This is a genomic window from Clostridioides sp. LIBA-6822, assembly GCF_056688955.1.
The window spans coordinates 1,574,402-1,600,217 of record NZ_CP196995.1; the positions used below are offsets into that span (position 1 = coordinate 1,574,402).

23 protein-coding genes are annotated in these 25,816 nt (G+C 27.7%); 19 read left to right on the forward strand and 4 right to left on the reverse strand.

The features are described 5' to 3' along the window. Nucleotides 1-13: 13 nt before the first annotated feature. The 3 genes from ACTG48_RS07585 to pdaA all read right to left on the reverse strand — a co-directional run bounded on the left by ACTG48_RS07585 (nucleotide 14) and on the right by pdaA (nucleotide 3,193). Nucleotides 14-1,198, reverse strand: a complete 1,185-nt coding sequence (locus tag ACTG48_RS07585) for an alpha/beta hydrolase family protein (RefSeq protein ID WP_479918499.1) — start codon at nucleotides 1,196-1,198, stop codon at nucleotides 14-16. 96 nt (nucleotides 1,199-1,294) lie between these two features. Beyond that, nucleotides 1,295-2,059, reverse strand: a complete 765-nt coding sequence (locus tag ACTG48_RS07590) for a helix-turn-helix domain-containing protein (protein WP_479918500.1) — start codon at nucleotides 2,057-2,059, stop codon at nucleotides 1,295-1,297. A gap of 309 nt (nucleotides 2,060-2,368) precedes the next feature. Further along, nucleotides 2,369-3,193 (reverse strand): delta-lactam-biosynthetic de-N-acetylase, encoded by an 825-nt coding sequence (gene pdaA / locus ACTG48_RS07595; RefSeq protein ID WP_021384202.1) that lies wholly within the window; start codon nucleotides 3,191-3,193, stop codon nucleotides 2,369-2,371. Between the two features lie 222 nt (nucleotides 3,194-3,415). Here pdaA and ACTG48_RS07600 point away from each other — a divergent pair, with 222 nt between their 5' ends. Together ACTG48_RS07600 and ACTG48_RS07605 are read left to right on the forward strand one after the other, a co-directional pair. Continuing rightward, nucleotides 3,416-6,535, forward strand: a complete 3,120-nt coding sequence (locus ACTG48_RS07600; RefSeq protein ID WP_021384172.1) for a helicase C-terminal domain-containing protein — start codon at nucleotides 3,416-3,418, stop codon at nucleotides 6,533-6,535. A 17-nt stretch (nucleotides 6,536-6,552) separates the two neighbouring features. Then, complete coding sequence (locus ACTG48_RS07605; RefSeq protein WP_021384189.1) at nucleotides 6,553-7,152, forward strand: ribonuclease H1 domain-containing protein; 600 nt, start codon at nucleotides 6,553-6,555, stop codon at nucleotides 7,150-7,152. A gap of 203 nt (nucleotides 7,153-7,355) precedes the next feature. Here the strand turns inward: ACTG48_RS07605 and ACTG48_RS07610 are convergent, their stop codons facing one another. Next, on the reverse strand, nucleotides 7,356-9,446 hold the full coding sequence (locus tag ACTG48_RS07610; protein WP_021384223.1) for a peroxiredoxin: 2,091 nt from the start codon (nucleotides 9,444-9,446) through the stop codon (nucleotides 7,356-7,358). A 265-nt stretch (nucleotides 9,447-9,711) separates the two neighbouring features. Here ACTG48_RS07610 and ACTG48_RS07615 point away from each other — a divergent pair, with 265 nt between their 5' ends. From ACTG48_RS07615 to folP, 17 genes are all read left to right on the forward strand, one after another. After that, nucleotides 9,712-9,960 (forward strand): hypothetical protein, encoded by a 249-nt coding sequence (locus ACTG48_RS07615; protein WP_044213175.1) that lies wholly within the window; start codon nucleotides 9,712-9,714, stop codon nucleotides 9,958-9,960. A 165-nt stretch (nucleotides 9,961-10,125) separates the two neighbouring features. Beyond that, nucleotides 10,126-11,517 (forward strand): UbiD family decarboxylase, encoded by a 1,392-nt coding sequence (locus ACTG48_RS07620; RefSeq protein ID WP_479918501.1) that lies wholly within the window; start codon nucleotides 10,126-10,128, stop codon nucleotides 11,515-11,517. 123 nt (nucleotides 11,518-11,640) lie between these two features. Further along, nucleotides 11,641-13,110, forward strand: a complete 1,470-nt coding sequence (locus tag ACTG48_RS07625; RefSeq protein ID WP_021384204.1) for a VanW family protein — start codon at nucleotides 11,641-11,643, stop codon at nucleotides 13,108-13,110. Nucleotides 13,111-13,174: 64 nt separating this feature from the next. Beyond that, nucleotides 13,175-13,768 carry a helix-turn-helix domain-containing protein gene (locus tag ACTG48_RS07630; RefSeq protein ID WP_021384219.1) on the forward strand — a complete coding sequence of 198 codons (594 nt, stop codon included), beginning with the start codon at nucleotides 13,175-13,177 and terminating at the stop codon, nucleotides 13,766-13,768. 130 nt (nucleotides 13,769-13,898) lie between these two features. After that, entirely contained in the window at nucleotides 13,899-15,296 is a 1,398-nt protein-coding gene (locus ACTG48_RS07635) for a tetratricopeptide repeat protein (RefSeq protein WP_479918502.1), read from the forward strand. A 179-nt stretch (nucleotides 15,297-15,475) separates the two neighbouring features. After that, on the forward strand, nucleotides 15,476-15,847 hold the full coding sequence (locus ACTG48_RS07640; RefSeq protein WP_479918503.1) for a CidA/LrgA family protein: 372 nt from the start codon (nucleotides 15,476-15,478) through the stop codon (nucleotides 15,845-15,847). Further along, complete coding sequence (locus ACTG48_RS07645; protein WP_044213158.1) at nucleotides 15,840-16,529, forward strand: LrgB family protein; 690 nt, start codon at nucleotides 15,840-15,842, stop codon at nucleotides 16,527-16,529. Before ACTG48_RS07640 ends, ACTG48_RS07645 begins: the two co-directional genes overlap by 8 nt. Before the next feature lie 523 nt (nucleotides 16,530-17,052). After that, on the forward strand, nucleotides 17,053-17,919 hold the full coding sequence (locus tag ACTG48_RS07650; RefSeq protein WP_479918504.1) for a YitT family protein: 867 nt from the start codon (nucleotides 17,053-17,055) through the stop codon (nucleotides 17,917-17,919). Between the two features lie 241 nt (nucleotides 17,920-18,160). Then, the gene (locus ACTG48_RS07655) at nucleotides 18,161-18,970 is read left to right on the forward strand and encodes an MORN repeat-containing protein (RefSeq protein WP_021384171.1); all 810 of its coding nucleotides are present in this window, start codon (nucleotides 18,161-18,163) and stop codon (nucleotides 18,968-18,970) included. 147 nt (nucleotides 18,971-19,117) lie between these two features. Next, complete coding sequence (locus ACTG48_RS07660; RefSeq protein WP_479918505.1) at nucleotides 19,118-20,182, forward strand: CAP domain-containing protein; 1,065 nt, start codon at nucleotides 19,118-19,120, stop codon at nucleotides 20,180-20,182. Between the two features lie 27 nt (nucleotides 20,183-20,209). Next, a complete protein-coding gene (locus ACTG48_RS07665) occupies nucleotides 20,210-20,929 on the forward strand; it encodes a polysaccharide deacetylase family protein (RefSeq protein WP_021384191.1) in 720 nt (239 codons plus the stop codon). A 24-nt stretch (nucleotides 20,930-20,953) separates the two neighbouring features. Continuing rightward, a complete protein-coding gene (locus tag ACTG48_RS07670) occupies nucleotides 20,954-21,538 on the forward strand; it encodes an anthranilate synthase component II (RefSeq protein WP_479918506.1) in 585 nt (194 codons plus the stop codon). 1 nt (nucleotide 21,539) lies between these two features. After that, complete coding sequence (gene pabB, locus ACTG48_RS07675) at nucleotides 21,540-22,889, forward strand: aminodeoxychorismate synthase component I (RefSeq protein ID WP_479918507.1); 1,350 nt, start codon at nucleotides 21,540-21,542, stop codon at nucleotides 22,887-22,889. Next, nucleotides 22,879-23,622 carry an aminotransferase class IV gene (locus ACTG48_RS07680; RefSeq protein ID WP_479918508.1) on the forward strand — a complete coding sequence of 248 codons (744 nt, stop codon included), beginning with the start codon at nucleotides 22,879-22,881 and terminating at the stop codon, nucleotides 23,620-23,622. The genes pabB and ACTG48_RS07680 overlap by 11 nt, the downstream gene beginning before the upstream one ends. 33 nt (nucleotides 23,623-23,655) lie before the next feature. Next, nucleotides 23,656-24,357 carry a hypothetical protein gene (locus ACTG48_RS07685; protein ID WP_021384176.1) on the forward strand — a complete coding sequence of 234 codons (702 nt, stop codon included), beginning with the start codon at nucleotides 23,656-23,658 and terminating at the stop codon, nucleotides 24,355-24,357. Nucleotides 24,358-24,382: 25 nt separating this feature from the next. Continuing rightward, nucleotides 24,383-24,955 carry a GTP cyclohydrolase I FolE gene (gene folE / locus ACTG48_RS07690; RefSeq protein WP_021384210.1) on the forward strand — a complete coding sequence of 191 codons (573 nt, stop codon included), beginning with the start codon at nucleotides 24,383-24,385 and terminating at the stop codon, nucleotides 24,953-24,955. A gap of 62 nt (nucleotides 24,956-25,017) precedes the next feature. Continuing rightward, nucleotides 25,018-25,809 carry a dihydropteroate synthase gene (gene folP / locus ACTG48_RS07695; protein ID WP_479918509.1) on the forward strand — a complete coding sequence of 264 codons (792 nt, stop codon included), beginning with the start codon at nucleotides 25,018-25,020 and terminating at the stop codon, nucleotides 25,807-25,809. Nucleotides 25,810-25,816: the final 7 nt, after the last annotated feature.

Below are 25,816 nucleotides of genomic sequence, written 5' to 3' on the forward strand. Positions count from 1 at the left end.
CGAAAATAAATTTTTAAACTCTATCAGATTTCTTCATCATCATAATCCAATTTGAAATTGTATCTAAAACCAGTTTGCTATTTCCACAGTTACAGTGGTTACTAGCTTGTTCTGTTTCTGTCATAAGACGGAATGTAAGTGAGCGAACATTGGTAAGTAAATCAATCTCTTTACTAACAGTTCTATAATCAATGAAATGATCTTGCGTTGCACCCAAAATCAAAATGTCTTGTGTTATCTTTTTTGCAATAGGCTCTATTTGATAATCGTTGATTCTTTGAAAATACTCATAAGGTGTAGATGCTTCATATGCGTACATTCCATGATTTAACCCCCATACTACCAGACTATCACCACGCTTCATTTTTTGTTTTATTATGAAATTGATTAGCCATTTTGTTTTAAATTTTAGCAGTAAGCGAAGTAGTTTTTGCATTTTTATTGGTTGAGATCCAAGTATTACGTCTAAGAAATTGGGGAATACAGACCAAGCCACCACTCGCTCAATTCGTTTTTCAAAGGCTGCTGCTCGTGGAGCAAGAAAACCTCCCAAGGAAGCACCTACGATGGTTACATTATCTAAATGAAAGTAGTCTAAAATTGCTTTTACAGGACGTTCCCATTGATAAGTAAAGTGTTTTTCCTGTAAACGCATCACGCCACCTTGACCAGGTCCCTCAAAAAGATAAACATCAAATCCCTGTGATGCAAGATAAAGCATCGGAAAAAAGAATTCTTCAAAGTAAGAATCATTTCCACCATGAAGCAATATAATGTCCTTTTTCTCTCCCTGTGCTTTTGCATACATCACAGGTAGGGTGATATTTTCATATGGCACATGAAAAATCTGTATAGTTCCATTTGAGAAATATTCAGAGTAGTATTCGTAAAATAGAGTAGTCGCTTTTTTGTAGGATTCTATTTTATCAGGGTCGCCATCGTACATAAAAAATTCACTCATACGATAGTAAGCAATGGCATTTTCTATGCGTTCATCTTGTTCGGCTTCTTGAGCCAGACATATAAGTTCTATTTTCCAACTTTCACTATCGACAATTTTAGAAGCGACTTTTTGTATATCTTCCAAGCGACCTCCGCCCCACATAATAACCCTGTTTAACTGAAAATTAAAATTGGCGTTTGTATTAAGGGAATATAAGCCTTTATTAAAAGAAATTTTATTTGTTTTCAATGTCATCACTCCTAAAAATATAATGCATAGAGATAAAGAGTAATCTTTATCCCTATGCATTTATTGTAACAAACATTAGAAATATTAACTTTCAAATAGACGCTATTGAGAGAAAAAATATATTCTACATTTTCCTGTAAGTTCACTTGCAGCAATGCCAAGATATTTTTTGCTGGAAGCGGAAAAATGAGAGGGCGAACTAAAACCTGCATCCATAGCAGCTGAGGTAATATCACCACTTTTTAATAATAACTCATAAGCCTTGCGAAGCTTTGATAAAGCCAAATAACTGTTTAGTGATATTCCCATTTGTTCTTTGAAAAGGTGAGAAAACCGGCTTTTGGACAATTTTATTTCAGCACATATCTCAAAAAAGCTTTGATTATCAATGTGTGTGGACTTTAGAATATGATTCAATGCCCATTGTATTCTACTGTCTGTAAGAGATGAACTATGATAATTTAAATTCAATAGATGGAAAACTTGATTTGAAAAGTCAATATAGCTTTGGGGAAATCCCTTTGCCTGACAAGTGATATAAATTTTTTGTATTTGTTCAACTATGAGATTGTCTATAACGAAAAAAGGATAGCCTAGTAATTGATGTTGATTAAGATTTTGAGATAGCATGCTTGTGTCATCTATCAAGAAAACCAACATTTTGTTATCTTTATTTGACACTGTATGTGCGACATTGGAATCTATAATAATCCCCTTACATTGTAATTCCTCGCCATTATCAAACATCACAGACAAGTTTCCAGATTGAGATATAATAATATGTTTTGCAAAGTGTTGATGAATAGTTGGTTGCTTATATTCTGTATCTAAAAATATATGGTCAATCATTACACAAATCGTAGTCATAGCGGTCAACTCCTCGTTTATAGGTTAGCATATTATACAGTTTTTAACAAGAAAGCCTAGTAATTGTATTTTTTGACACTGTAAATTATTACACAATATTGTTATACATATAGAATTTAATAGGTTATGCACAAAGGGTGTAAAACGACTTTCAAATGCGATATAAGGAGAAATAACACCATTTTAGAGGATATTCAAGAGCCTTATTTTATGTAATAAAAAATAAAAAACTCCATTAAGAATTAAAGTATTTATAAATAGTTTTATTTTTACTATAATTCATGATGGAGTTTTTTTGAAATTAAAATATTATTTTTTATTACTTAGATAATCAAGCGTTTTAAGTTTATAACCTTCTTTTTCCCAATGTGTAAGTACTTCATCCAATATTTCAGTGTTTGTTGATGAATTTGGATGTAATAGAACTATTGCACCAGGATGTGTTCTTGAATAAATTTTGTTTTTAGCAAATTCATGAGTAGGCTGTTTCTTTTCATACCAATCTACATAAGCAAAACTCCAAAATATAGATTTATATCCTAAATCTTTTGTGTATTTCAAAGACTGTTCACTAAATTTTCCCATAGGTGGTCTAAAGTACTTAGGCATTTCTTTTCCAGTAACATCTTTGTATGCCTTTTCTACACTTGTAATTTCTTCTTTGAATTTTTCAAAATCTGTAATACCTGCCATTGATGGATGACTTTTTGAGTGATTACAAACTAAATGACCTTCTTTTTCCATACGTTTTATCAAATCTGGATTGCTTTTTATATAACTTTCAACTACGAAAAACTGTGCTTTAGCATTGTGTTTTTTCAGTGTATCTAATAATTTTGGAGTATTTCCACTTTCATATCCAGCATCAAATGATAGATATATAACTTTTTCATTAGGATTTCCTACATAATAAGAATCATATTTTTTAAAAAAATTTGCTTCTTTTATAGGAGATGGCTGTTTACCATCCTCTCTAGGATTAAAATACCAATCGTATTCATGGGTATCAAGTGTTGGGCTAGAGATTTGAGTTTTTGTTTTGTCTAATGATTTAAAGTTTATACTAGCAATTCCCAAAAGTATTAGAGCAAATGTTCCAATTAAAATGTATTTTTTTAGGCTATCTTTTTTCACAATTTCACCTCTTATTTAAAATTTCAAGTGTCTTTCTTACAATATAGTTTGAATATTTATAGTTAAAAATATTCATATATACAGATAATAAATTAAAGAAATTTGTTGTAAGATATATAAAATTAATATTAATTATATTAAATAAAGTACATATAAATGATAAAATATAAAGAGCAATCATTGTATATAAGTTAGACTTGTTTAACTTGAAGGGATATAAAAATGGATAATATAATAAGTGTATTGAATAATGTTGTTTTTTTAGATATAGAAATTAGTGGATTAGATTATCTAAATTCAGAAATTTTAGAAGTTGGAGCTGTTAAGGTTAAAGATTGGAAGATAGATACATATCAATCATTAATAAAAAATAAGTATGATGTACCTATAGAAGTATTTTCACTATGTAGTAATTTAAATAAAAGTGATTTAGAAACAGCTTATGAGATAGAAAAAGTCGAAGATAGACTTATAAATTTTGTAGAAGATAGCGTGATTATATGTCATGATTTAAGCTTGAAAAGAAAGTGTTTTGAGTATCATATGCCAAAGTTAAAAAATAAATTTATTGATTTAATTGAATTGGCAGTTATTTTAGAACCATATCATAAAGAGTATAGCTTGGAGTATTTAAAAAATAATTTGACCAACTATGATTATAAAGTAAAAAATAGAGCGTTGTCAGATGCAATTGATATCGTAAATATTGTAAATTGTCTTCTGGTAAGATTTAATAATTATGAAAAAACTACTCTAGAACCATTGAGTTTTAAAATAAATTCTTATCTTAAGAAGTTTAATCTTTTAACATGGGAATGGAGCAAATTTTTAGAAGAGGCAAACTATGATTTATCAGATAATATAAATATAAAAAAAGAATATAAAGAATTTAACTCAAAGGAAGAGAAGAAAAAAGAAAGAGAAACCTTAAAAATTTTAAATGAGGAAGAAAAAAATTATGAAGAATTATTAAAATACAAAACCATATGGGAGAATAAAGAAGGATTTACATATGAGTATAGATCAGGTCAGTATGAGCTTACCAAAACAATAAGAGCGTTGTTTAGAAATAATGAAGATGAAGAAAAAATTGCATGTATAGAAGCGCCAACTGGTATAGGTAAAAGTGTAGGATATTTATTACCTGCGATATTAGAAGCTAGAATTAATAAAAAAAGGTTGTTAATTTCTACTGATACAAAGGAATTACAGATACAATTAATAAATAAAGATATTCCAAATGTGTTAGATTCTTTAGGTCTAAATGGAAAAGTAAGTTATGGATATATAAAAGGAAAAAATAACTATATTTGCATAGATAGACTGGAAGCATATATAGCAGACTATGAGTCTCAAGAACCTACTAAGGGAGAAATATTATCTTTAATATTTTTAGAGAGATTAGTTGAAGGTGGTAAACATGGAGATATAGAAGAAATAAATTATTGGGTGTTGGATAATTTTAAGGAAATAAATGTACACTTAAGAAATATAAGTTGTGACCCAAATATGTGTAGACCTAAAAAGTGTAAAAAAGATTGCCTATATAAGAAAAGGACAGAAGAATTGAAAGAAGAACATATAACAGTAGTAAACCATTCTTTATTAGCTAAATGGCCATATAAAGATGAAAAACCTCTAGAACATATAATAGTAGATGAAGCACATAATTTGACTGAAAAGGGATATGATTTCTTTTCAAGCATTATAAATTCAAAGTCTTTAAGATATTTATTGCAAGAAATTTATCCATATGAATTCATTCAAGATAGTAGCTTCATATATAAAAAATATAGTAAAAATATGAGAAAAATAAAGGCTTTTGATAAATTTTATCATATATTAAAAATTGAAAGAAAAGATAAACAAAAAATTGCTAGAAGTATAAATCTTATTCTTGAAGAGATAGATTCAATATTAGACTTTGGTAGCTGTAATGAATATAATAGTGTAAGCAATTATAATTTAAGATGGGAATTAAATCTGCAAATAGATGAAATTGTGGGAAAACTAAAAAAAGATGGCATAGATACTGAAATAAGTTATAGATTGTATAGTGAAAAGATAAAATCAAGTTGTGAAAAAATAATAAAAAATTTAGTTGTAATAATAATAACAATTTATAGAAATATTGATGATGATAATATAGATAAAGAAACCGACATATATAAATTTGGAAAAGCAAAGGCTAGAGACTTAGAGGATATAAAAATTATATTTGAAATATTTTTAGAATATGATGAAAAGGATGATTATGCAAGGATAGTTGAAATTGATAAAAGTTATAATGATTTTGAATTTAGAGTAGTTCCATTAAAAATAGCAGATTTATTTGAAGAAAATATTTTATCTCAATTAGAAAAAGGAATATTTTTATCTGCAACCTTGAGTTTATCTGAAAATATGTCTTATTTTAAAAATACATTAGGAATAGATAGGGTTAAGAATGTAGAAAAGATTATAGAGCCAATTTTTGATTATAAAAATATGGTATCTGTAGTTGCTTTCTCTGATATATGTGAGTATAGAAATACTGAATTTCCAAATGAAATGAGTAAAATTATATCTAATATATCACAAATTACAGAAGGTCATACACTAGCTCTTTTTAATAGTAAAGACAGACAAGAAAAGACTTATGAAATATTGAAAAAATATTTACATGGTTTTAATTTAGAAATTTATGCTGATAAAAAGGGTATTAGACATCTTAATGATTTGAATCGAAAGTGTGTAGTACTTGGTTCAAAAGGATGTTTTGAGGGTGTAGATATTCCAGGAGATGGTTTGGTTTGTGTAACTTTAGACAAGCTTCCAAATCTAAATCCCAAAGACCCTTTGTATTTTACTATAATGAAGAAGTATAATATAGATTACTACACCATAAATTACCCTCAAATGACTATAAAAGTAAAACAAGCTATGGGAAGAATCTTAAGAAGTAAATATGACTATGGATGTTTTGTGATTTTTGATGTAGGAACTAATATAAGTGTACTGAAGAGATTGGAGAAAGATTTGCATGGTTGTAAAATTTCAAAGATGAATAGTAATGAATTTTACACTTATGTAAAGCAACATTTAAATAAATCTAGAAGCTTGATACTAAAATCTGTTATATTTGATACTGTAAAAGCGTTAAATGTCGATGATAGAATAGATAATAATGATGTTGATAAGGATATCATAAGAAAAGACATGAATGAAAATATAAGACAAAGAGCTGTAAAAGGAGAAGTGTATTATATAGATATTATAAACAAAGATATGAAAGTAAAGTATTTTGATAAGAACTATCTGATAAATTTAGACATATTTATGAGAGAAGAACATAAAAACTAAGGGTGGGAGTGATATATTTGGCAAAACAGAAGTTTTATGCTGTAAAAAAGGGTAAAAGTATAGGCGTATATAATACATGGGATGAGTGCAAAAAACAGGTGAATGGATTTTCAGGAGCTGAATACAAGAGTTTTCCTACTTTACAAGAAGCAAAAGAGTATATTTATGGGTCAGAAAAATTGAACTTTAAAGAAGATGAAGAAGTTATAGAAGCATATGTAGATGGAAGCTATGAACATTCAATAAAGATGTATGGTTCTGGTGTTGTGATTTTAAAAAATAATGAAGTTATAAAAACATATAGTGAAAAAGGAAAAGAGGAAACTCTTGTAGGAATGAGAAACGTAGCTGGAGAAATAGAGGCTTCTAAAATTGCAATGCAATACTGTATTGAGAATAATATTCAAAACCTGATTTTATATTTTGACTATGAAGGTATTGAAAAGTGGTGTACTGGAGTTTGGAAAACAAATAAAGAAGGAACTATAGCATATAAAAATTTTTATGACAGTATTAAAAATAAATTAAATGTGAAATTTACAAAGGTTAAAGCTCACTCTGGAAATAAATATAATGAAGAAGCTGATAAATTAGCAAAAAAAGCTATTGGTGTATAACAAAAAATTGTTGATATATAGTAAGTTGTCATAAGTATAGATTTAAATTCTTAAGTTATAATTAAAAAAGCAGAATTGTATTATAGCAAAATAAGCATCTAATTTATAAATAATCAATAGTATTATTAATTAGATATAGTTTATTTAATATAATACAATCTGCTTCTTTCATACAATAAAACTATAAAATTTCTTACATTCTGTTAGAATTGACCATATATACCTTCAAGTTCTTCCTTTAATACCTCAGGGTCATTTATACCAATTGACATAGTTCTAGCCAATATATTTGCTTGGTCATAAGTTGATGTCCATGAAAATACACCACCTAGACAATTTCTGAGAACATATTGAGTTTTTAGGAAGATGGATAAGGAATCATCATAGGACATTGCAAACTCTCCATCCCTAACTAAATATGGAACTTGAGCAACATTATCAAATCTATATTCATACCCGTTTTTATTTATATAATCTCTTCTAAGTTCATCATAAGTTCTTGTTATAGTAGCACCTAATCTTCCGTAAAATGGTATGCCAAGAAGTATTTTTTCAGAAGGCATTCCAGCATTTTCAAGATTTCTTACCATTATATCAACGCTATATCCTGGTAAAGATAAATCAGATTCAAAAAGATTTGCTTGATGTTTTCTACCATTTGGACCTGTCTCACCTGCTGTAAAATCATAACTCATAAGATTAAAATAATCTATTATTGGTGCTATTTTATCTATTTCAGCACTTGAATTTATATATCCTCTATCTCCTGTTCCAGCCACACTAAGCCATTTTTCATCTCCTATAACATCTCTTATGGCTGTCAATAAAAGTGTAAAGTTTTCTCTATCCTGAGGTCTTGATACTATTCCAGATGCACTACTTCCAGGATATTCCCAGTCTATATCAACTCCGTCTAAAGCATATTCATTTATCATCTGATTAACCTGTCTTGCAAAATTATATCTAGATGTAGGAGTTAATGCTGCATCAGAGAAGCCCTCAGCTCCCCAACCTCCGATAGCTACAATTACTTTTAAGCTAGGTTTTTCACCTTTAAGAGCAAGTAATTGATTTAAAAATCTAGGATAAGGAATAAATAAATTGCCAGACTGGTCTATCTCTGCAAAGGCAAAGATAACTGCATCCAATAGTTGAGCATCTACATTAGTCGGATTACCAAGAACATATTCTGCCACAATTGGACTTATATCTGGACAATTTGCATTTTCAACTATTGGATTGTATGGGTCTGTTATTTGTGGTCTAGCTAATTTTTTTGAATCTTTCAAAGTCTTCATAGCTATTTTTTTAGTATTTTTTTCACTAGTATAATCATAGTTTTTATAATTTTGTTTATAGAAATCTTCATAACTACTATCTTCTTTATCGTAGTTATAATTTATTGCATCACAAGATTTATCTTTAAGTTTGCTTTGTTTAGAGTTAGAAGTTTTATTGGTATTTTTAGTGTGCTTCTGTTCACAGTTACAATCTTTTTTAATATCATTGTTGTGATTTTCTTTACAATCATGAGTTTTATTCATATAGTCAGTATTTTTATTCTCGCAATCAGATTTATTTTCAATGTTTTTAGTATGTTCTGTATTCCAGCTACAATTATTATCAATCTTCTTATTTAATTCTTCGTCATTATAATTATCTGGTACAAAACATAAGTACCAGTCCATACAGGAATATTTCTTATTACAGCTGTTAACCCTATTTTTTAATTCTTTATAGTTTTTAGGATATGGTAGAATCACTGGCATACCAGGAAACCAGTTTGCAGGCGTAACGATGTTGTCTCTATCACTAGTTTGAAGAGCATCTACTATTCTAAGTATTTCTGGGATATTTCTTCCTGTAGTCAGTGGATAATAAAGAATCGTTCTTAAAATTTGATTATTATCTATAATAAATACAGAACGAACAGTTGATGTATCACTCATTGGTTTTGATATCATACCATATAATTTTGCAATTCTCATATCTCTGTCTTCTATAATAGGAAATGGTATTTCTACACCTGTAAGTAAAGAGATATTGTACATCCAAGCAAGATGTGAACTATTGCTATCAACGCTTAGACCAATTAATTCCGTATTTCTTTTTTTAAATTCGTCATAATATTTAGCAAAACACAAAAATTCTGTAGTACAAACTGGTGTAAAATCACCAGGATGTGAAAATAAAACAATCCAATTACCTTTATAATCAGAGAGTCTAATAGGGCCGTTTGTTGTATTGGCTTTAAAATCAGGAGCCTTTGATCCTAAACTTGGCAAATTTGGCATGTAAATCACCCCTCAATAAATTATCATTTATTTTATTCTATTAATTAATAGAGATTAGTGTTACTACTTTATTAAAAATTAAGGAATCCTAATGTCAAAAAAAGATATTTATTAAAAATATTTAATATTTTCCTAACATAAATGACAATAGTAATTGCTATTTTTTTACTAATTTGGTATAGTAATGGATAAGGGGTAGTGTCAATATTAGCGATTATACGAGGTGATTGAATTGAAAAAAATTCTAAGAATTTTAGTTATCTCCATGATGATATGTTTTGCAATGACTTTTGCATTAGTATTAATAAATTCAGTTATGGGAGTACATATAGGATTGGATTACTACTTTTTGATGGGAAGTGTACTTACAGTTTGTTTAACAACTGGAATTGTTTTATGCAATGCTAGAAAAATATTTGATAATAAAACTATACATAAAACAAGAATGAAAAATGTCAATGCTAATAAAAAACAGAAAAGTCATTCTAGAGATATAAACAGAAAGATATCATAATTTATGTAAAGGAAATATTTATGTATAAAATAATGATTGATAGGTAAAATAAAAACACGATTTAACTTGTGTTTTTATTTTTTTTCAAGAATTATGATATAATAACCAATAAGAAATTTAGTTTACCATAAAATATAAATATTGCTAAATGGAGAGGGAACTATAATGAATTTTAGAGATTTATTTGAAAAAGCTGTAGATTTTATTGATGAAAAAAGAAAGTCTATAGTTGCAATTTCATTATCAGTATTAGGCGTAATTGTTTTAATGATAGTATTTTTCTTAAGTAGTAATGAATTTAGTGTAGGAAATGAAGCTAATGAGTTGTTGAAAATTATAGACAAAAGACAGTATTCTGTAGCTGTTGATTACTATGCAAGCATAGAAAAGAAGTTTTCTGACTCGAAAATGGAAAGATTCAATAAGTCTGTTTCTAAAAAAATAAACAAATTGTTATTAAACAGTGGAGATAAATATTTAGATGGAGATATAAGTCAAGAAAGTTTTATTGGATTAATAAATACAGTAAAAGAGTTAAATAAAATAAATATAGATATGGATGATTTATTAGTTCAGGCTGATAGAGTTAAGGAAATGTATAAGGAAGAGAATACTACTTATGATATTGCCATTAATTACATAAACACTGTTTCGATATTAAATGGCGTGGGTAGTAATTTAGATGTATACAAACAGAATATAGAAACAATCAAGGAATCTAGAGATGTTTATGATTCTGCAGTCAAAGACCAAAAGGTCTATAAGTATTATGAAGCTATTGAAAAGTATAATAAAGTATTAAAAGAAGATGAGAAGTATTATAATATGGCTCAAAATGCTAAAAAGCAATGCATTGAGGAAATGTATGATTACTATATAAGTAAAGCTGAAGAGGCAAACACTTCTGGAGACTATGAAAGAGCATTACAGTATATAGAGTATTTAAAAGAAGACTATTCAGATGATGAAAAGGTACAAAGTTTAGAGAAAAAATATAAAAAGAATTTATCATTGTATACTTTAACATCTGATGACATTATAAATGTAATATCCAAAAAAAGTGGCAAAGACAAGTCAAATCTATCTATAAACTCACTTCCACAAATGATAAAAAATAATAAATACTATTATGCCGAAGTATATGAATATGATAAATTAATAAATGAGGTATTAGTGAGTGCAAAAACTAAAGATTTATATTCATATAAAGATGGTAAAAAAGATTACAAAGTAGACTATGGAGATGGGTACTTTAGAATATTAGAGGATGGAAGCTATCAATTTGGTATTACTAAAGATAAAGCTAAGTTTGTATTAACTAATACTCTTGATGAAAAAGAAAATAAATATAAAAAGGTTGAGATATTAGATATAGAGAAAGCTGACAGATATGTAAAAAGTAAAAAAACTTTAGAAGAATTATTTGGAAAGTATAAAAATATTTATTATTATGCTGTAGTAAACAAAGGATTGTTTAAAGGTAAAGAGGTTTATGCGGTTAATATTTACAATGAAAAAATATATGCCATATCAGAAAAAGGTCTAAATGAATATTAATTAATTATATTAATAATGTTAAATTATTATATAATTAAAAAGTTTTTGGGTTTTTAAGGCAGATTATGTAGTAATATAATAGTAGGTGTATATAAATAATTTTATTGTAAGGAGAAGTATGGGATGAGTAATGTGAACAAAAAGCTAGTTATAGCTATTGGAGCTGTAGCATTAGTAGTCATAATTTTTATGGGTGTAATGTGTATGCAATTTAAAGGGGAGAAAATAGCAAAAAACACATATGTTAATGGAGTAAATATTGGCAAATTAACTAAAGCACAAGCAAAACAGGAGTTAAGTAAAAAATACAAATTAGAAAATGTTGAGTTTATCTACAATGATAAAAACTGGAAAGTTAAAAGCAAAGATTTAAATTTATCTACAGATTTGGATAAAACAGTAGAAAATGCATATAATTTAAATAGAAAGAATGGTTTCTTTGGAAATCTATCAAAAACTATTTCAGCAAATTTTGGAAAGAAGAGTAACTTAGTAGTAGTGATAAACTATGATAAAAATAAGCTAAAATCAGAGATGGAAAAGATAGCTAAAGAAATAGATGTAGATGTAAAAGACGCAACACTTGATATAAGTGGCGAAAAAGTAAAAGTTGTGCCAGACTCTGATGGTCTTAAAATGGACATTTCTAAGAGTATGGAGAGTTTTGATAATCAAACTAAAAAAGGTAACTATAAGAACAAATTAGTAGTAAAAGCTACTCAAGCAAAGATAAAAAAAGAACAACTTGCTAAAATAGACACAAATTTAGGTACGTATTCAACAACATTTAAGACTTCTCAAGTAAATAGAAGTATAAATATAAAATTAGCAACAGATAACATAAGTAATGTGTTGCTTATGCCAGGAGAAACTTTTTCATTTAACAATCATACAGGTAAAAGAAGTAAAGAAAATGGATACAAGAGTGCACCTGTAATAATGGAGGGTGAGATGGAAGAAGACTATGGTGGAGGAGTTTGTCAAGTTTCATCAACATTATATAATTCTGTGTTATATGCAGGTTTAGAAATTGTTAATGTAAAAAATCATACAATACCATCAAGTTATGTTCCAAAAGGAAGAGATGCAACTGTTGCAGATAGTGGAATAGATTTCTTATTTAAAAATAATCTAAAGCATCCAGTTTACATAAAAAATTACGTTTCAGGGAATCAAATTGTTTGCAATATATATGGAAGTGCAGAAGACAAACAAAACATAACAATATCAACAAAATTAGATGGTGTTTCACAAACTACAATGAAAAGAGTTAATGATTCTACAATGCCTAAAGGTAAAGAAAAAGTGGATAAAAGCGGAAGAAATGCATACTCTGTATCAACATATAGAACATTTAATGACGCTAATGGCAAGAAAATTAAAACTGAAAAAATAGCTAATTCATATTATCCTAAGAAGGAAGGTATTATATTAGTTGGAACTATGGAACCAAAACCAGAAGAAAAACCAAAGACAGATGAAAATAAAAATAATCAAAACACAAATAATCAAAATCAAGATAATCAGCAAAAACCAGAAACACCACCAACTGATAATAAGCCTAATGAGACACAACCACAACCGCAAGCTTAAAGTTCTCAAGAATAGGATTTATGTAGAGTATTAAAAAATATAAATCTAAATAGGAGGGATTACTTTGAATTTAAATAATATAACGAATTACGTTCAAAGTATTTGCGAGAATATTTCTAATGTGTTGGATGTAGATGTTACTTTAGTTACAAAAGATTTAACTAGGATAGCAGGTACAGGAATATTCAGAGGTAAAATAGGAGAGACAATCTCAGAGAAATCAGTATACTCTCTTGTTTTAAAAGATGGAAAATCCTATGTTATAAATAAGGAAATAGAAGAGAACTGTAATAAATGTGCAAATAGAGAAAATTGTAAAGAGTTAGCTGATATATGTACTCCTGTTAAAATGGGAGAACATATACTTGGAATTTTGGGTATAGCTGCATTTAATGAAGAGCAAAAGGAGAAAATACTTTCAAAAGACAAGGAATTAACTGCTTTTATAAGAAGTATGTCTGACTTAATATCGTTTAAACTAGATGAATTATATAAACAAGAAGTTAAGACTATGGATGACCTTGAGAGGGAAGCTATAGAAAAGGCTATAAAAAAATATGGAAGTAACACAGAAGGTATGAAAAAGGTAGCAGAGGCTTTAAATATAGGTATAGCTACACTGTATAGAAAAGTAAAAAAATTCAACATTAAAAGTTAGTAATATTGAAAAAGAGGTAACCTTTTCACGAGAAGAAGAGGATTACCTTTTTTATTATGGGAATAATGGCAAAATATGTATAGTTTTGACTTGATATATTAAATATGTTATCTTAAATATATATTTTAGAGTGGAGGTGAGTATTATTTTAGTTAAAGATATAAAACAGGATATAGAAAACATGCCTAGAAAAATTTTAGATATATCTTTGATAGAAGATAATAAAAGTGATTTGACTTTTTTTAACATAGAAGAAGAAGATGGTGATGAGACACTAAAAACATTAAAACAGAGTTATGTGACTACAAATTATAAAGAAGAGACACTATTGAACTTACAAGGAGCTTTAAATTCAAAGTCAGACACAACATCAAAGGAATTAAAATTAGAATCATACAAAAGATATAATAATGCATTAGATTTGGCATATAAAAACTATATAACTAGTGCTATTAATATGGCGAACAAAGCTTTAGAAATAAATCCTAAAGATGTTGATATACTAAATCTTAGAGGTCTTTTAAAGCTATTAAAATGTGACTTTGCTAAGTCATTTGAGAGCTTTTATACAGCTTTATGTTATGAAAATAACCATATATCGAGAAAATATGTAAATCTAATTTCATCTGAAGATTTTAAAACATTTTTAGGAAGGTACAATCATTCTATAAGATTTATAAATGAAGAATTAAATTATGAGTCAATACATATTTTGGAGAATATAATTGAGGAAGAACCTGAACTAATAGAACCATATGTAATTTTATCTTTGTTGTATGATAAGCTAGGCAATGTAAAGAAGAGAGAAGGATACTTAGATAAGCTTAAAGAGTTAGATAAAGATAATCCAGTATTTGAAAATAATGAGGATGAAAAAGAAAGCATAAGTAAAAAGGAAGAAGTAAAAAAAGTTAAAAAGAAGAAAAATATTTTACCATATATTATAGTTGTTTGTGTTTTAATAGGTATGGGTGTATATTTGATTCAAAGTAAAAAGAGAATAGAAAATTTAAATAATCAAATAAGTAGTAAAGATGAAAAGCTAAATGAAACTGATAAAAAGCTGGGAGAAACAAGTGAAAAATTAGAAAAAACGAATAAAGAGTTAAGTGAAGCTAAAAATAAAGAACCAGAAAGAGATATAACTGTAGCTGATGAAGAAGATTTATACTATCAAGCTCTAGATTTAAAGAAAAATAAAGAATATGAAAAAGCTATAGATAATTTTAAAAGTGTAGTTTCTTCTGGTAAAACTAAAAAATATATTTCTGAATCAATATATCAACTAGCCATAACAAATAAGTTATTAGGAAATAAAGATGAAGCCATAAAATATTATAAAAAGTATATAAATACTTATACTAAACACGACCAGTATTATGATGATTCATATTATGAGCTGGGTATGCTTTATTATGATAATGGTGATTTGAAAAATGCACAACAAACTTTTTATAGTTTAAGAAGTGAAGTTCCAGACAGTATGTATAACAATTCAAAAATAAAAGAGATTTTAAGTGAAAAATAGGTTTATAAAGTTAAGTTTTTTGAAACAACCAAGCATGTATTTTATTAAATTAAAATAAAAATAAATTTAAAAGAGATTGTATCAAATTATAACTTTCTATTTGAAGAAAGATATTTGCTTGTTGAAAAAACTACAAATATATGATTTGAAGCAATCTCTTTAGTTTTTGGAGGTGGAAAATGAAAGTTTTCAATCAATTAGTAATAATTTTAAGTATATGGGTTATAGGAGAGTATATAAGTTTCTTTATACAAGGAATTATACTTATTCCTGGGAGTATAGTTGGGATGTTATTATTATTTTTACTACTACAATTTAAAGTATTAGATTTAAGTAGTATAGAAAATATAAGTGGATTTTTCCTTGATAATATGGCTGTATTTTTTATACCAGCGGGTGTATCACTCATAAAATCATTAGACCTAATAAGGGAAAATGTACTAGTGCTTTTATTAGTCATATGTTTAAGTACGCTAATAGTGATGTATGCTACTGGAGTTATAGTAGAAAAGATGATAAAAAAGAAGGAAGAAGGACAAAAAGATGTATAATGTATTACAAACGCCAGTGTTTGGCATAATAGTAACAATAGTATTTTTTAATTTAGGGAGATATATTCAACGAAAAACAAACAATCCTATATGTAATCCCATGTTAATTGCAATCGTAGGAATAATAGTGTTTTTAAGCATAACTAAAATTCCTTATGAGAACTACAAGATAGGAGCAGATAGTATAAATTTCTTTCTAGGTCCTGTTACAGTAGTACTTGCAGTTCCACTTTATAAGCAATTTGAATTATTTAAAAAGTATATGGTTGAAATTATTGTAGGTATAGGTTGTGGTATAGTAATTTCTTTTATATCTGTATTGATAATTGGTAGGATAGCTAATTCAGATGTAAGTATTATAAACTCTTTGATTCCAAAATCTATAACAACACCAATGGGAATATCTTTAGCAAATTCTTTAAATGGTGTAGAGTCAATAACAGTTGTGGCTATAATTTTTACAGGTATCTTTGGTGGAATGCTTGCTTCTACAGTATTTAAACTTGGAAATATAAATCATCCAGTTGCTAAAGGGATTGCACTTGGAACGTCTGCACATGCTCTAGGGACTACAAAAGCTTTTGAACTTGGAGAAGTGGAAGGAGCTATGAGTGGTGTTTCTATTGGGGTATCTGGTACAATTACAGTAATATTAATTCCAATTATAATGAATTTTATATAAAAATAAGATTAAAATTAGTATTGTGGATACTTAAAACAAAATAAAATAAAAAAAATTTAAAATAAAAATTGAATGAAAAAAATGCAAATAATGAAATAAAAAAATCATATACTGAAATTATAAAAACAAAAATTTCATTTACCAATTAATTATGAACAGATAATTACTAAATTTGAATTTGCTAAGATAAGATAAATTACTGTAAAAAGAGATATTTAGAAAAAAATACTATAAATTTACTATATTGCAAGTTAAATAATAAGTAGTATCATATTGTGCTAGAAGAATTTTCATTTAAAGCATAAATGAGATGATTTGAACGTTTTTACAGATTAAAATATAAAAAATTGCACTAGACATATATGAAAAAGATACTATAATAGATGATGTAATAGATGACAGTTCAAGAAATTGTATAAAAAATTTATTTGAAATATTATCTATTACATCAGGAATAATATAATATATGTAAAAATAAGTTTTTAAAATTCTAAAGATTTAGAAAGATTGAAGGGAGAAAGAAATGAGTGAAGTTAAGAATACCCTACAAAAACATCCAGCTTTAAGATATTTAACAATGCTATTTGGGATGTTGATGACATCTATAGGTATAAATGGGTTCTTAAGACCAGCACATCTACTTAGTGGAGGTGCTACAGGTATAGCAACATCTATAAACTATTTGACAAATATAAATGTGGGTCTATTAACATTTTTAATCAATATTCCAATATTTATTTTAGGGTTCATATACCTTGAAAAAGAGTTTTGTATTTCAAGTTTAATAAATATGATTGTATTTTCATTATTATTAGGTGCAACTCAGGAAATAAGTCAGATTATACCTATACATGATATATTACTTCAAAGTGTATATGGTGGTATACTATCTGGTTTAGGTGTTGGGGTTGTATTTAGAACTAGGTCTTCCCAAGGTGGTACAGACATAATAGCCGCAATACTAAAAATTAAGAAGAACATAGAAATGAAAGATACTGCTTTAGCGATAAATGGATTAATAGTACTTACAGGAAGTTTCTTATTTGGATTAGATTTAGCATTATATACTCTTATAGGTTTATTTCTAAATGCGTATTCAATGAGTTTTATTAAGGATGCAATGAATTATCAAAAATCTGTCATGGTAATGTCAAATGAAGTCGATTTAATAGCGGAAGACATAATGAAGAGTTTAGTTAGAGGTGTAACTTTTTTAGATGCAGAAGGTGCATATACTCATCAAAAAAAGAAAATTATATATACAATAGTTTCATCAAATGAGATACCAAAGATAAAAGATATAGCTTTGAAGTATGATAAAAAAGCTTTTATATCTGTAAATGATGTTACAGAGGTAAAAGGAAGAGGATTTAAAGCAAAAGATTTATAGAAAATTTTACAGGCTGAGAGCTATAATATAAATTTATATATTATAGCTCTCAGCTTATTTAAATTTAATAGGTGGAACATAAAGCTTTTATTAATGATTTGTGTATCACTTTAAAAGATGCTATTTTAAAATTAAAATTGAAAAAATTACTTAATATGTAGAAAACATGACCACTATTAGGATATAATAAATTTAATGGATTTAGTAAAATATCTAGTAATAACGTTGGAGGAATGGCATTATGAATTTATCTAAAGAATATGTTAATTTGTATGATAATTATTTGAAATATATAAATGAAGTAAATAAAGAGATTAAAAGTATAAAGAACATGAAGAAACGTGTTTTAAAAAAGGGAGATTTTGCTCCAGAAAATGAAGTGTTAGAATTAGAAGGAAAAACAATTCGTGATATAGATGATGTCGACACAAAAAAACCGAAAAATAAAATATATAAATTTTCAAATGGAGATATATATGTAGGCAAATTTTTAGAGGGAAAGATGGAAGGTCAAGGTTCATATACTTTTTTTGTAGATGAAGGAACAGAGATGGAGTACATAGGAGAGTTCAAACAAGATAAAAAAAGTGGAAAAGGAAGCTTTATATTTTCAAATGGGAATGAATATATAGGTAATTTTGAGGAAGATACGATGAATGGTGTTGGAAATATGCTCTATAATAGTAAAGATGAGTATATTGGAACTTGGAAAAATGGTAAGAAAGATGGAAAAGGTATTTATAAGTGGAGTGATGGATGTATATATGCAGGTGAGTTTAAAGGTGGAAAAATGGAAGGCTATGGTATTTGTTACAATAGTGAAGGTGAAATACTTTATGAAGGAGATTGGAAGAACAATTTGGTTCATGGTAAGGGGACTTATATATGGGAAAAAGGTAAGAAATATGTAGGTGAATTTATGCATGGGAAAAAACATGGGCAAGGAACTTTTTATCTAAATAATGAATTGGTTTATGAAGGTACTTGGAAATTTGATAAACCATCCATTTTTGATAGAACATTAGATGAAATATTTTCTTTAAGACTGTAGCTTTATCTATTAGTAGGTAAAGCTTTTTTATAATACTTACTAAATATAAATAGGTATTAATACTATTAATTAGTATATATTATCAATATTAGTGCAATAAATGTAATATTAAAAAGTTTTTGTTTAATTTTATGAAGGAGGGATATATTGAAGAAATTAATTGCTTTAGTGTTAGTAGTACTTATTGTTTTATTTTATAGTCCTGAACTATTAGAAGAAGTATATGATATAAAAGACAAAATTTCTCAAAGTGAAATATGGAATGAATTTTTAGACAAGATAAATATAAATGGTAATTCTGACAAAGAAAAAAAAGAAAAGAATCAAAATTTACAATTAAATAATGCTGAAAATGAAAATTTAGGAGAATCAGATATAAAGAATTTTGAAAAAATAACTTTAGGAGAAAATTTAAATCAAGTTTTTTCAAATATTGGCAAACCTGGTAGAATTGATACTAGTGAATATGGTTTTGATTGGTATGTATATAATCAGTATGGAAAAGAATTTGCAATGGTTGGTGTTGAAAATAATGAAGTAGTGGCACTTTACAGTAACTCTATGAATTCATGTGAAAATCAAGATATAAAAATAAATCAAGATAGACAAACAGTAAGAACTAAGATTACACCATTAAAATATAAGAGAAAAGGAAATACTAGATATATAATAAACTCAGAAAATCAATATGATATAATAAATAAAGAAGGCAAGTATATTACAATTTTCTACGATATTCATGAAAAAAATAGAGTTTGTTCGTATTTAATAATTAATAAAACGACTGAAGATGAGTTTAAAGGATTATATCCAGAAGATAGAGAAGAACTCAAAAAATGTTTTGAACTTGAAGTTATAGACCTTGTAAATAGTGTTAGAAATCAAAGGAGTTTAAACTCATTGAGATACAGTGAACAGGCTACATTAAGTTCAAGAAAACATAGTAAAGATATGAGAGATAATAATTTTTTTGACCATATAAATAAGAACGATGAAACTCCATTTGATAGAATGAAAAGAGAAGGAATAGTATATACCTCAGCTGGGGAAAACATAGCAGCAGGACAAATTAATGCAATATATGCACATGAAGCTTGGATGAATTCTGAAGGTCATAGAAAAAATATTTTGGGGAATTATAATAATATTGGAGTTGGAGTAATATTTGGAGGAAGCTATAAAACATATTACACTCAAAATTTTTATAAATAACTAAACTATTTGAAAGGAAGTCTAAAAATGACACCATGGAAGAAAAGGACAACATATAAGTGTATAGTAGCAATAGCTTTGTTTTGCGGAATAATACTAATATCTAATTTTAGTAAAGTTTCTGCTTTGATGACAGATACTAATGGAAATGTTTTAATTAAACATGGTTCAAGAGAAAAAAAATTAATAGCAATTACCTTTGATGATGGACCACATCCAAAAGAAACTAGCCAAGTTTTAGATGTATTAAAGAAGTATAATGTAAAAGCTACTTTTTTTATAGCTGGTAAACATGCACAATGGTATAAAGAACCATTAGTGAGAGCAAGTAAAGAAGGTCATGAGATAGGTAATCATACTTTTAATCATCCTGATATAAGTAATTTAAATTCTAATCAGATAGAAGAGGAGATTGTTAAGTGTGAAGATATTTTGAAAAAGGTGACTGGAAAGAAACCTACATTATTTAGACCACCATTTGGAAGTTATAGAGAAAAAGATTTAATAGAAATTGCAAAAAAGCATGACTATAAAGTTGTCTTATGGACAGGCGTAGATGTGAAGGATTGGAAAAATCCAGGTGCTAATAGTATTGCAGATAAAATAATTAATAAAGTACAAAATGGAGATATAATACTTTTACATGATTATGCAACCAATGATACAGTTAAAGCTTTAGATATGTTTATCCCAAAAATGATAGAAAAAGGCTTTAAATTTGTAACAGTTTCTGAGTTAATAAAATAATTTTTAGGGGGGGAGATTTATAGTATGATTTTAATGATAGACAATTATGATTCTTTTGTGTATAATCTAGTACAATATATAGAAGAATTAGGGGAAATAGTCGTAGTAAAGAGAAATAATGAAATCAAAATAAGTGATATTGAAAAACTTAATCCAGAGTTAATTGTGTTATCTCCTGGGCCATGTTCTCCAAAAGAAGCTGGTATTTGTATAGATATTGTTAACTATTTTAAAGGGAAAAAGCCTATACTAGGAATTTGTTTGGGTCACCAAACTATTGGACATGTTTTTGGAGGGGATATTATAAAGGCACAACAACCTGTACATGGGAAAGTGCATAGTATAAACCATATTAATAAAGGTGTTTTTAGCGGGCTTAAAAATCCTTTGAATGTCACTAGGTATCATTCACTAATAATTGACTCTAATAAAGTTCCTGAAGAACTAGAAGTTACAGCAACCACTGATAAAGGGGAAATAATGGGAATTAGACATAAGAAATACTTAATAGAAGGAGTACAATTTCATCCAGAAGCTATTTTATCAGAATATGGTCATGAGATGCTGAAAAACTTTATAACAGAAGCTAGAGAAAGGATACATATGTAATATGATAAGAGAGATAAACACTAAACTTAATTCTTTTGAGATATTTACTATTTTTAGAAACGAATATGACAGTTTTATATTAGACAGTGCTATGGATAAAGAAAAATTGGGAAGATATTCTTTTATAAGTAGTCAACCATTTAAGGTATTAAAATATAAAGATACAGACGAAAATCCATTAGAAATTTTAAAAGAAGAACTAAATAAATATAGAGTTACAAATGATACTAACTTTCCATTTATAGGAGGGGCTGTAGGATATTTGTCTTATGATTTAGGTAATTATATGGAAGAATTACCTAGAAGTGCTGTAGATGATATTGGGATGCCTGATATATATTTTGGATTTTATAATCATGTAATAGTTGTAGACCATCTTATGGAAAAAACTTACATAGCTACTCCAGATATAGATGTAAAATTAGAAGAAAAGATAATTGATGACATAGAACAAAAAATATTAAAAGAAGAAGAAAAAGGTATAGATGATATATGCTATCAAGAAAAAGAAGTTAAACCTATAAGACTTAAATCTAATTTTACAAAGAAAGAATTTAAAAATGCAGTTCAAAATGTTAGAGAGTACATAAGACAAGGGGATATATACCAAGCTAACTTGACACAAAGGTTTAGTGGAGAAACAGAGCTTACAAGCTTTGAACTATATAGAGATTTAAGAAGATTTAGTCCAGCACCATTTGGAGCATTTTTAAACTTTGAAGATGTACATATATTATCAAATTCTCCAGAAAGATTTATAAGATGCACTAATAAGAAAATAGAAGCTAGACCAATAAAAGGTACTCGCCCAAGAGGTAAAGATAAAGAAGAAGATTTAAAGCTTCAACAAGAACTTAAAAATAGTGAAAAAGATAGAGCTGAACTACTTATGATAGTGGATTTAGAAAGAAATGATATTGGTAGAATATCTAAAACTGGGAGTGTAAAAGTTCCAGAACTATTTGTAATTGAACCATATGCAAATGTAAACCACTTGGTCTCAACAGTTGTAGGTGAATTAAAAGACAATAAGGATGTTACTGATATAATAAAAGCTACTTTTCCAGGTGGTTCTATAACAGGAGCACCCAAGATTAGAGCAATGGAAATCATAGATGAATTGGAACCAACACAAAGAAACGTATATACTGGCTCAATAGGGTATATAGGTTTTAATGGTGATATGGATTTTAATATAGCTATTAGAACAATAATAAAAGATGATAAAAAAGTTTATTTCCAAGTTGGAGGAGGAATGACTTGGGACTCTGACCCAGATGAAGAATATCAAGAAACAATTGATAAAGCAAAATCTATAATGAAGGCTTTGAGGGGATATTATGAAGAATAATGTAGGTTTTGATAGTAGTTTAAGTAAATTTGGAATTGGTTTATTTGAAACTATTAAAGTTGAAAATGGCATACCAATAGATTTAAATATCCATATAGAAAGGATGCTTAATTCGATAAGATGCCTAGACTTAGATATAAAGTATGAAAAAGACTTCTTGATAGATGAAATTAATACATATATAAAAAAAGAAACTATTGTTAATAAAGCACTTAGAATTACTGTTTTTGATGAGGGATACAATATATCTATTAGAGACATTCCATATAATCAAGAAACATATGAAAAGGGGTTTAGATTAACTGTATCGCCAATCGTTAGAGGTGATAGTTTGATTCATAGACATAAGACTACAAATTATTTTGAAAATATATATACCAAAAATGTTGCCAATAAAAATGGTTATAATGACGGTATATTTGTAAACTCAGCTGGTGTAATCTTAGAGTGTTCTATGAGTAATATATTTTTTATAAAAGGAGAAAGAGTGTATACTCCTAGTGGTAAATTATCAATATTAAATGGAATAATAAAAAAGAGGATTATAAATATTTGTGACGAATTATATATAGAGTTGTTAGAAAATGAAATTAATATATCAGAAATTGGCATTTTTGATTTTGTTTTTGTCACAAATAGTCTTATGGGAGCTATGAAAGTTATAGAAATTGACAAAATAAAATTTGATGAAGAAAATATTATTTTTGATAAAATATTAGAGTTCTTAAAATAAATTAAAATATTAACAATTTGTTGGAGATAAAAAATGATAAGTTGTATTTATAAAGTATATAGTGAAGAGATAACAAAGATAATAGAAAATCCAAATACTTCAGCAGTATTTTTGGTTGGTTCTAGTAAAGACTTAGATTTTACTCTTCATGATGTAGAAATAAATGACATTGATGTATTCGTTTTTGTAAAAAAAGGGGAAAAACAAGAGCGAGTACTGTTTGAAAAAAAGGGAATAGAATTTGACATAAACTATTTTTCAAAAGATGGTGTGAAAAAATTATTATCAGATAGAGAGTATTTTTTTATTAAAGAGATGAAAGACGCCAAAGTCCTATTTGATGAGGAGAATATATCAAAGACTATAAAAGATATAAGTAGAGATATTTACTTAAAGGGGCCTAATAAAATGTCACTAGAAGAAAAGTCCTTTTTAAAACAAGATATTGGAGGGAAAATATCAAATTTAAAAAATAAAGAAAGATTTAATGTTTTTGAATATCATTTTTTGACGAATTTATATTTAAAAGATATAATAATTGGGTACTTTAATATAAATGATAATTGGGTACCAAAAGATAAAAAATTACTAAAAGTTTTGAAAGAAGAAAATAATGAACTTTTTGAACTAGTATCAATGGTAAGTGAAAATTATGACTATCAAAAACTTTTAGATGTTTATAATTATATTTTTAAAGAAATTGAGACAAAAGAGATTATAAAACTAATCTTTTAGTCGCAAATCAATGGGGGGAGTTTAAATGAATAAAGTTGATAAAGAAAAGATACAACATGCAGTGAGAGAAATATTAGAGGCAATTGGAGAAGACCCAGATAGAGAAGGTCTAATCGAGACTCCAAATAGGGTTGCTAGAATGTATGAAGAGATATTTTCTGGTCTTGGTGAAGAGCCAAGAGACCATTTAAAAGTCCTTTTTGCAGATGAAAAACATGAGGAATTAGTATTGGTAAAAGATATTCCATTTTATTCATGCTGTGAACATCACTTAGTTCCTTTTTTTGGAAAAGCTCATATTGCTTATTTACCAAAAGGAGGAAGACTGACAGGTCTTTCTAAACTTGCTAGAGTAATAGATACGTTGGCCAAAAGACCACAATTACAAGAAAGAATTACTAAAAATGCTGCAGATATAATAATGGAAGAGTTACAACCTTATGGTGTTTTAGTTGTAGTGGAAGCAGAGCATATGTGCATGACGATGAGGGGTGTAAAAAAGCCAGGTTCAAAAACTGTTACATCAGCAGTAAGAGGTATATTTGAAAAGGACATTGCATCTAGAGCTGAGGCTATGAGTCTGATTACTATGAAGTAGTAGCCGTTTCATATAATCATTTATTGAGATATAAAATTTAATCTAAGGGAGTGTCAGTAATTGTGTTTGATTATGGTAAAAGAACTTATATAATGGGAATATTAAATGTAACTCCAGATAGTTTCTCAGATGGAGGAGATTTTAATAACTTAGATATAGCAATAAAACATGCAAAAGATATGGTTGACCAAGGTGCTGATATAATAGACCTAGGAGGAGAATCTACACGTCCAGGTCATAGTTATGTAGACTCAGATGAAGAACTAAGAAGAGTAATCCCTGTAATAAAAAAACTTAAACAAGAATTAGATATACCAATATCAATAGATACTTATAAGGCAGATGTTGCAGAAGAAGCACTAAAATTAGGTGTCACTATGGTAAATGATGTTTGGGGTCTTAGAAAAGATAAAAATATGGCTTCTGTAATAGGTAAATATGATGCAGAAGTGTGTATAATGCATAATCAAGATGGGACAAACTATAACAAAGATATAATGGAGTCAATAAAAGACTTTTTTGAAGAAAGCATAGAAATGGCAATTAGCTGTGGAGTAAAAAAAGAAAAAATAGTACTTGACCCAGGAATAGGATTTGGTAAGGATTTTGAACAAAATATTGAAGTATTAAGAAGGCTAAGTGAATTGAAAGACTTAGGATATCCTATTTTACTTGGAACATCTAGAAAATCGGTAATAGGAAAAGTACTTCCAGTTGAACCAAAAAAAAGGTTGGAAGGTACAATAGCTACTACTGTGCTTGGTATAAGAGATGGTGTAGATATAGTTAGGGTACATGATGTTTATGAAAACCTAATGGCAGCTAAAATGACTGATGCAATATATAGAAAGTAGGTGTGAT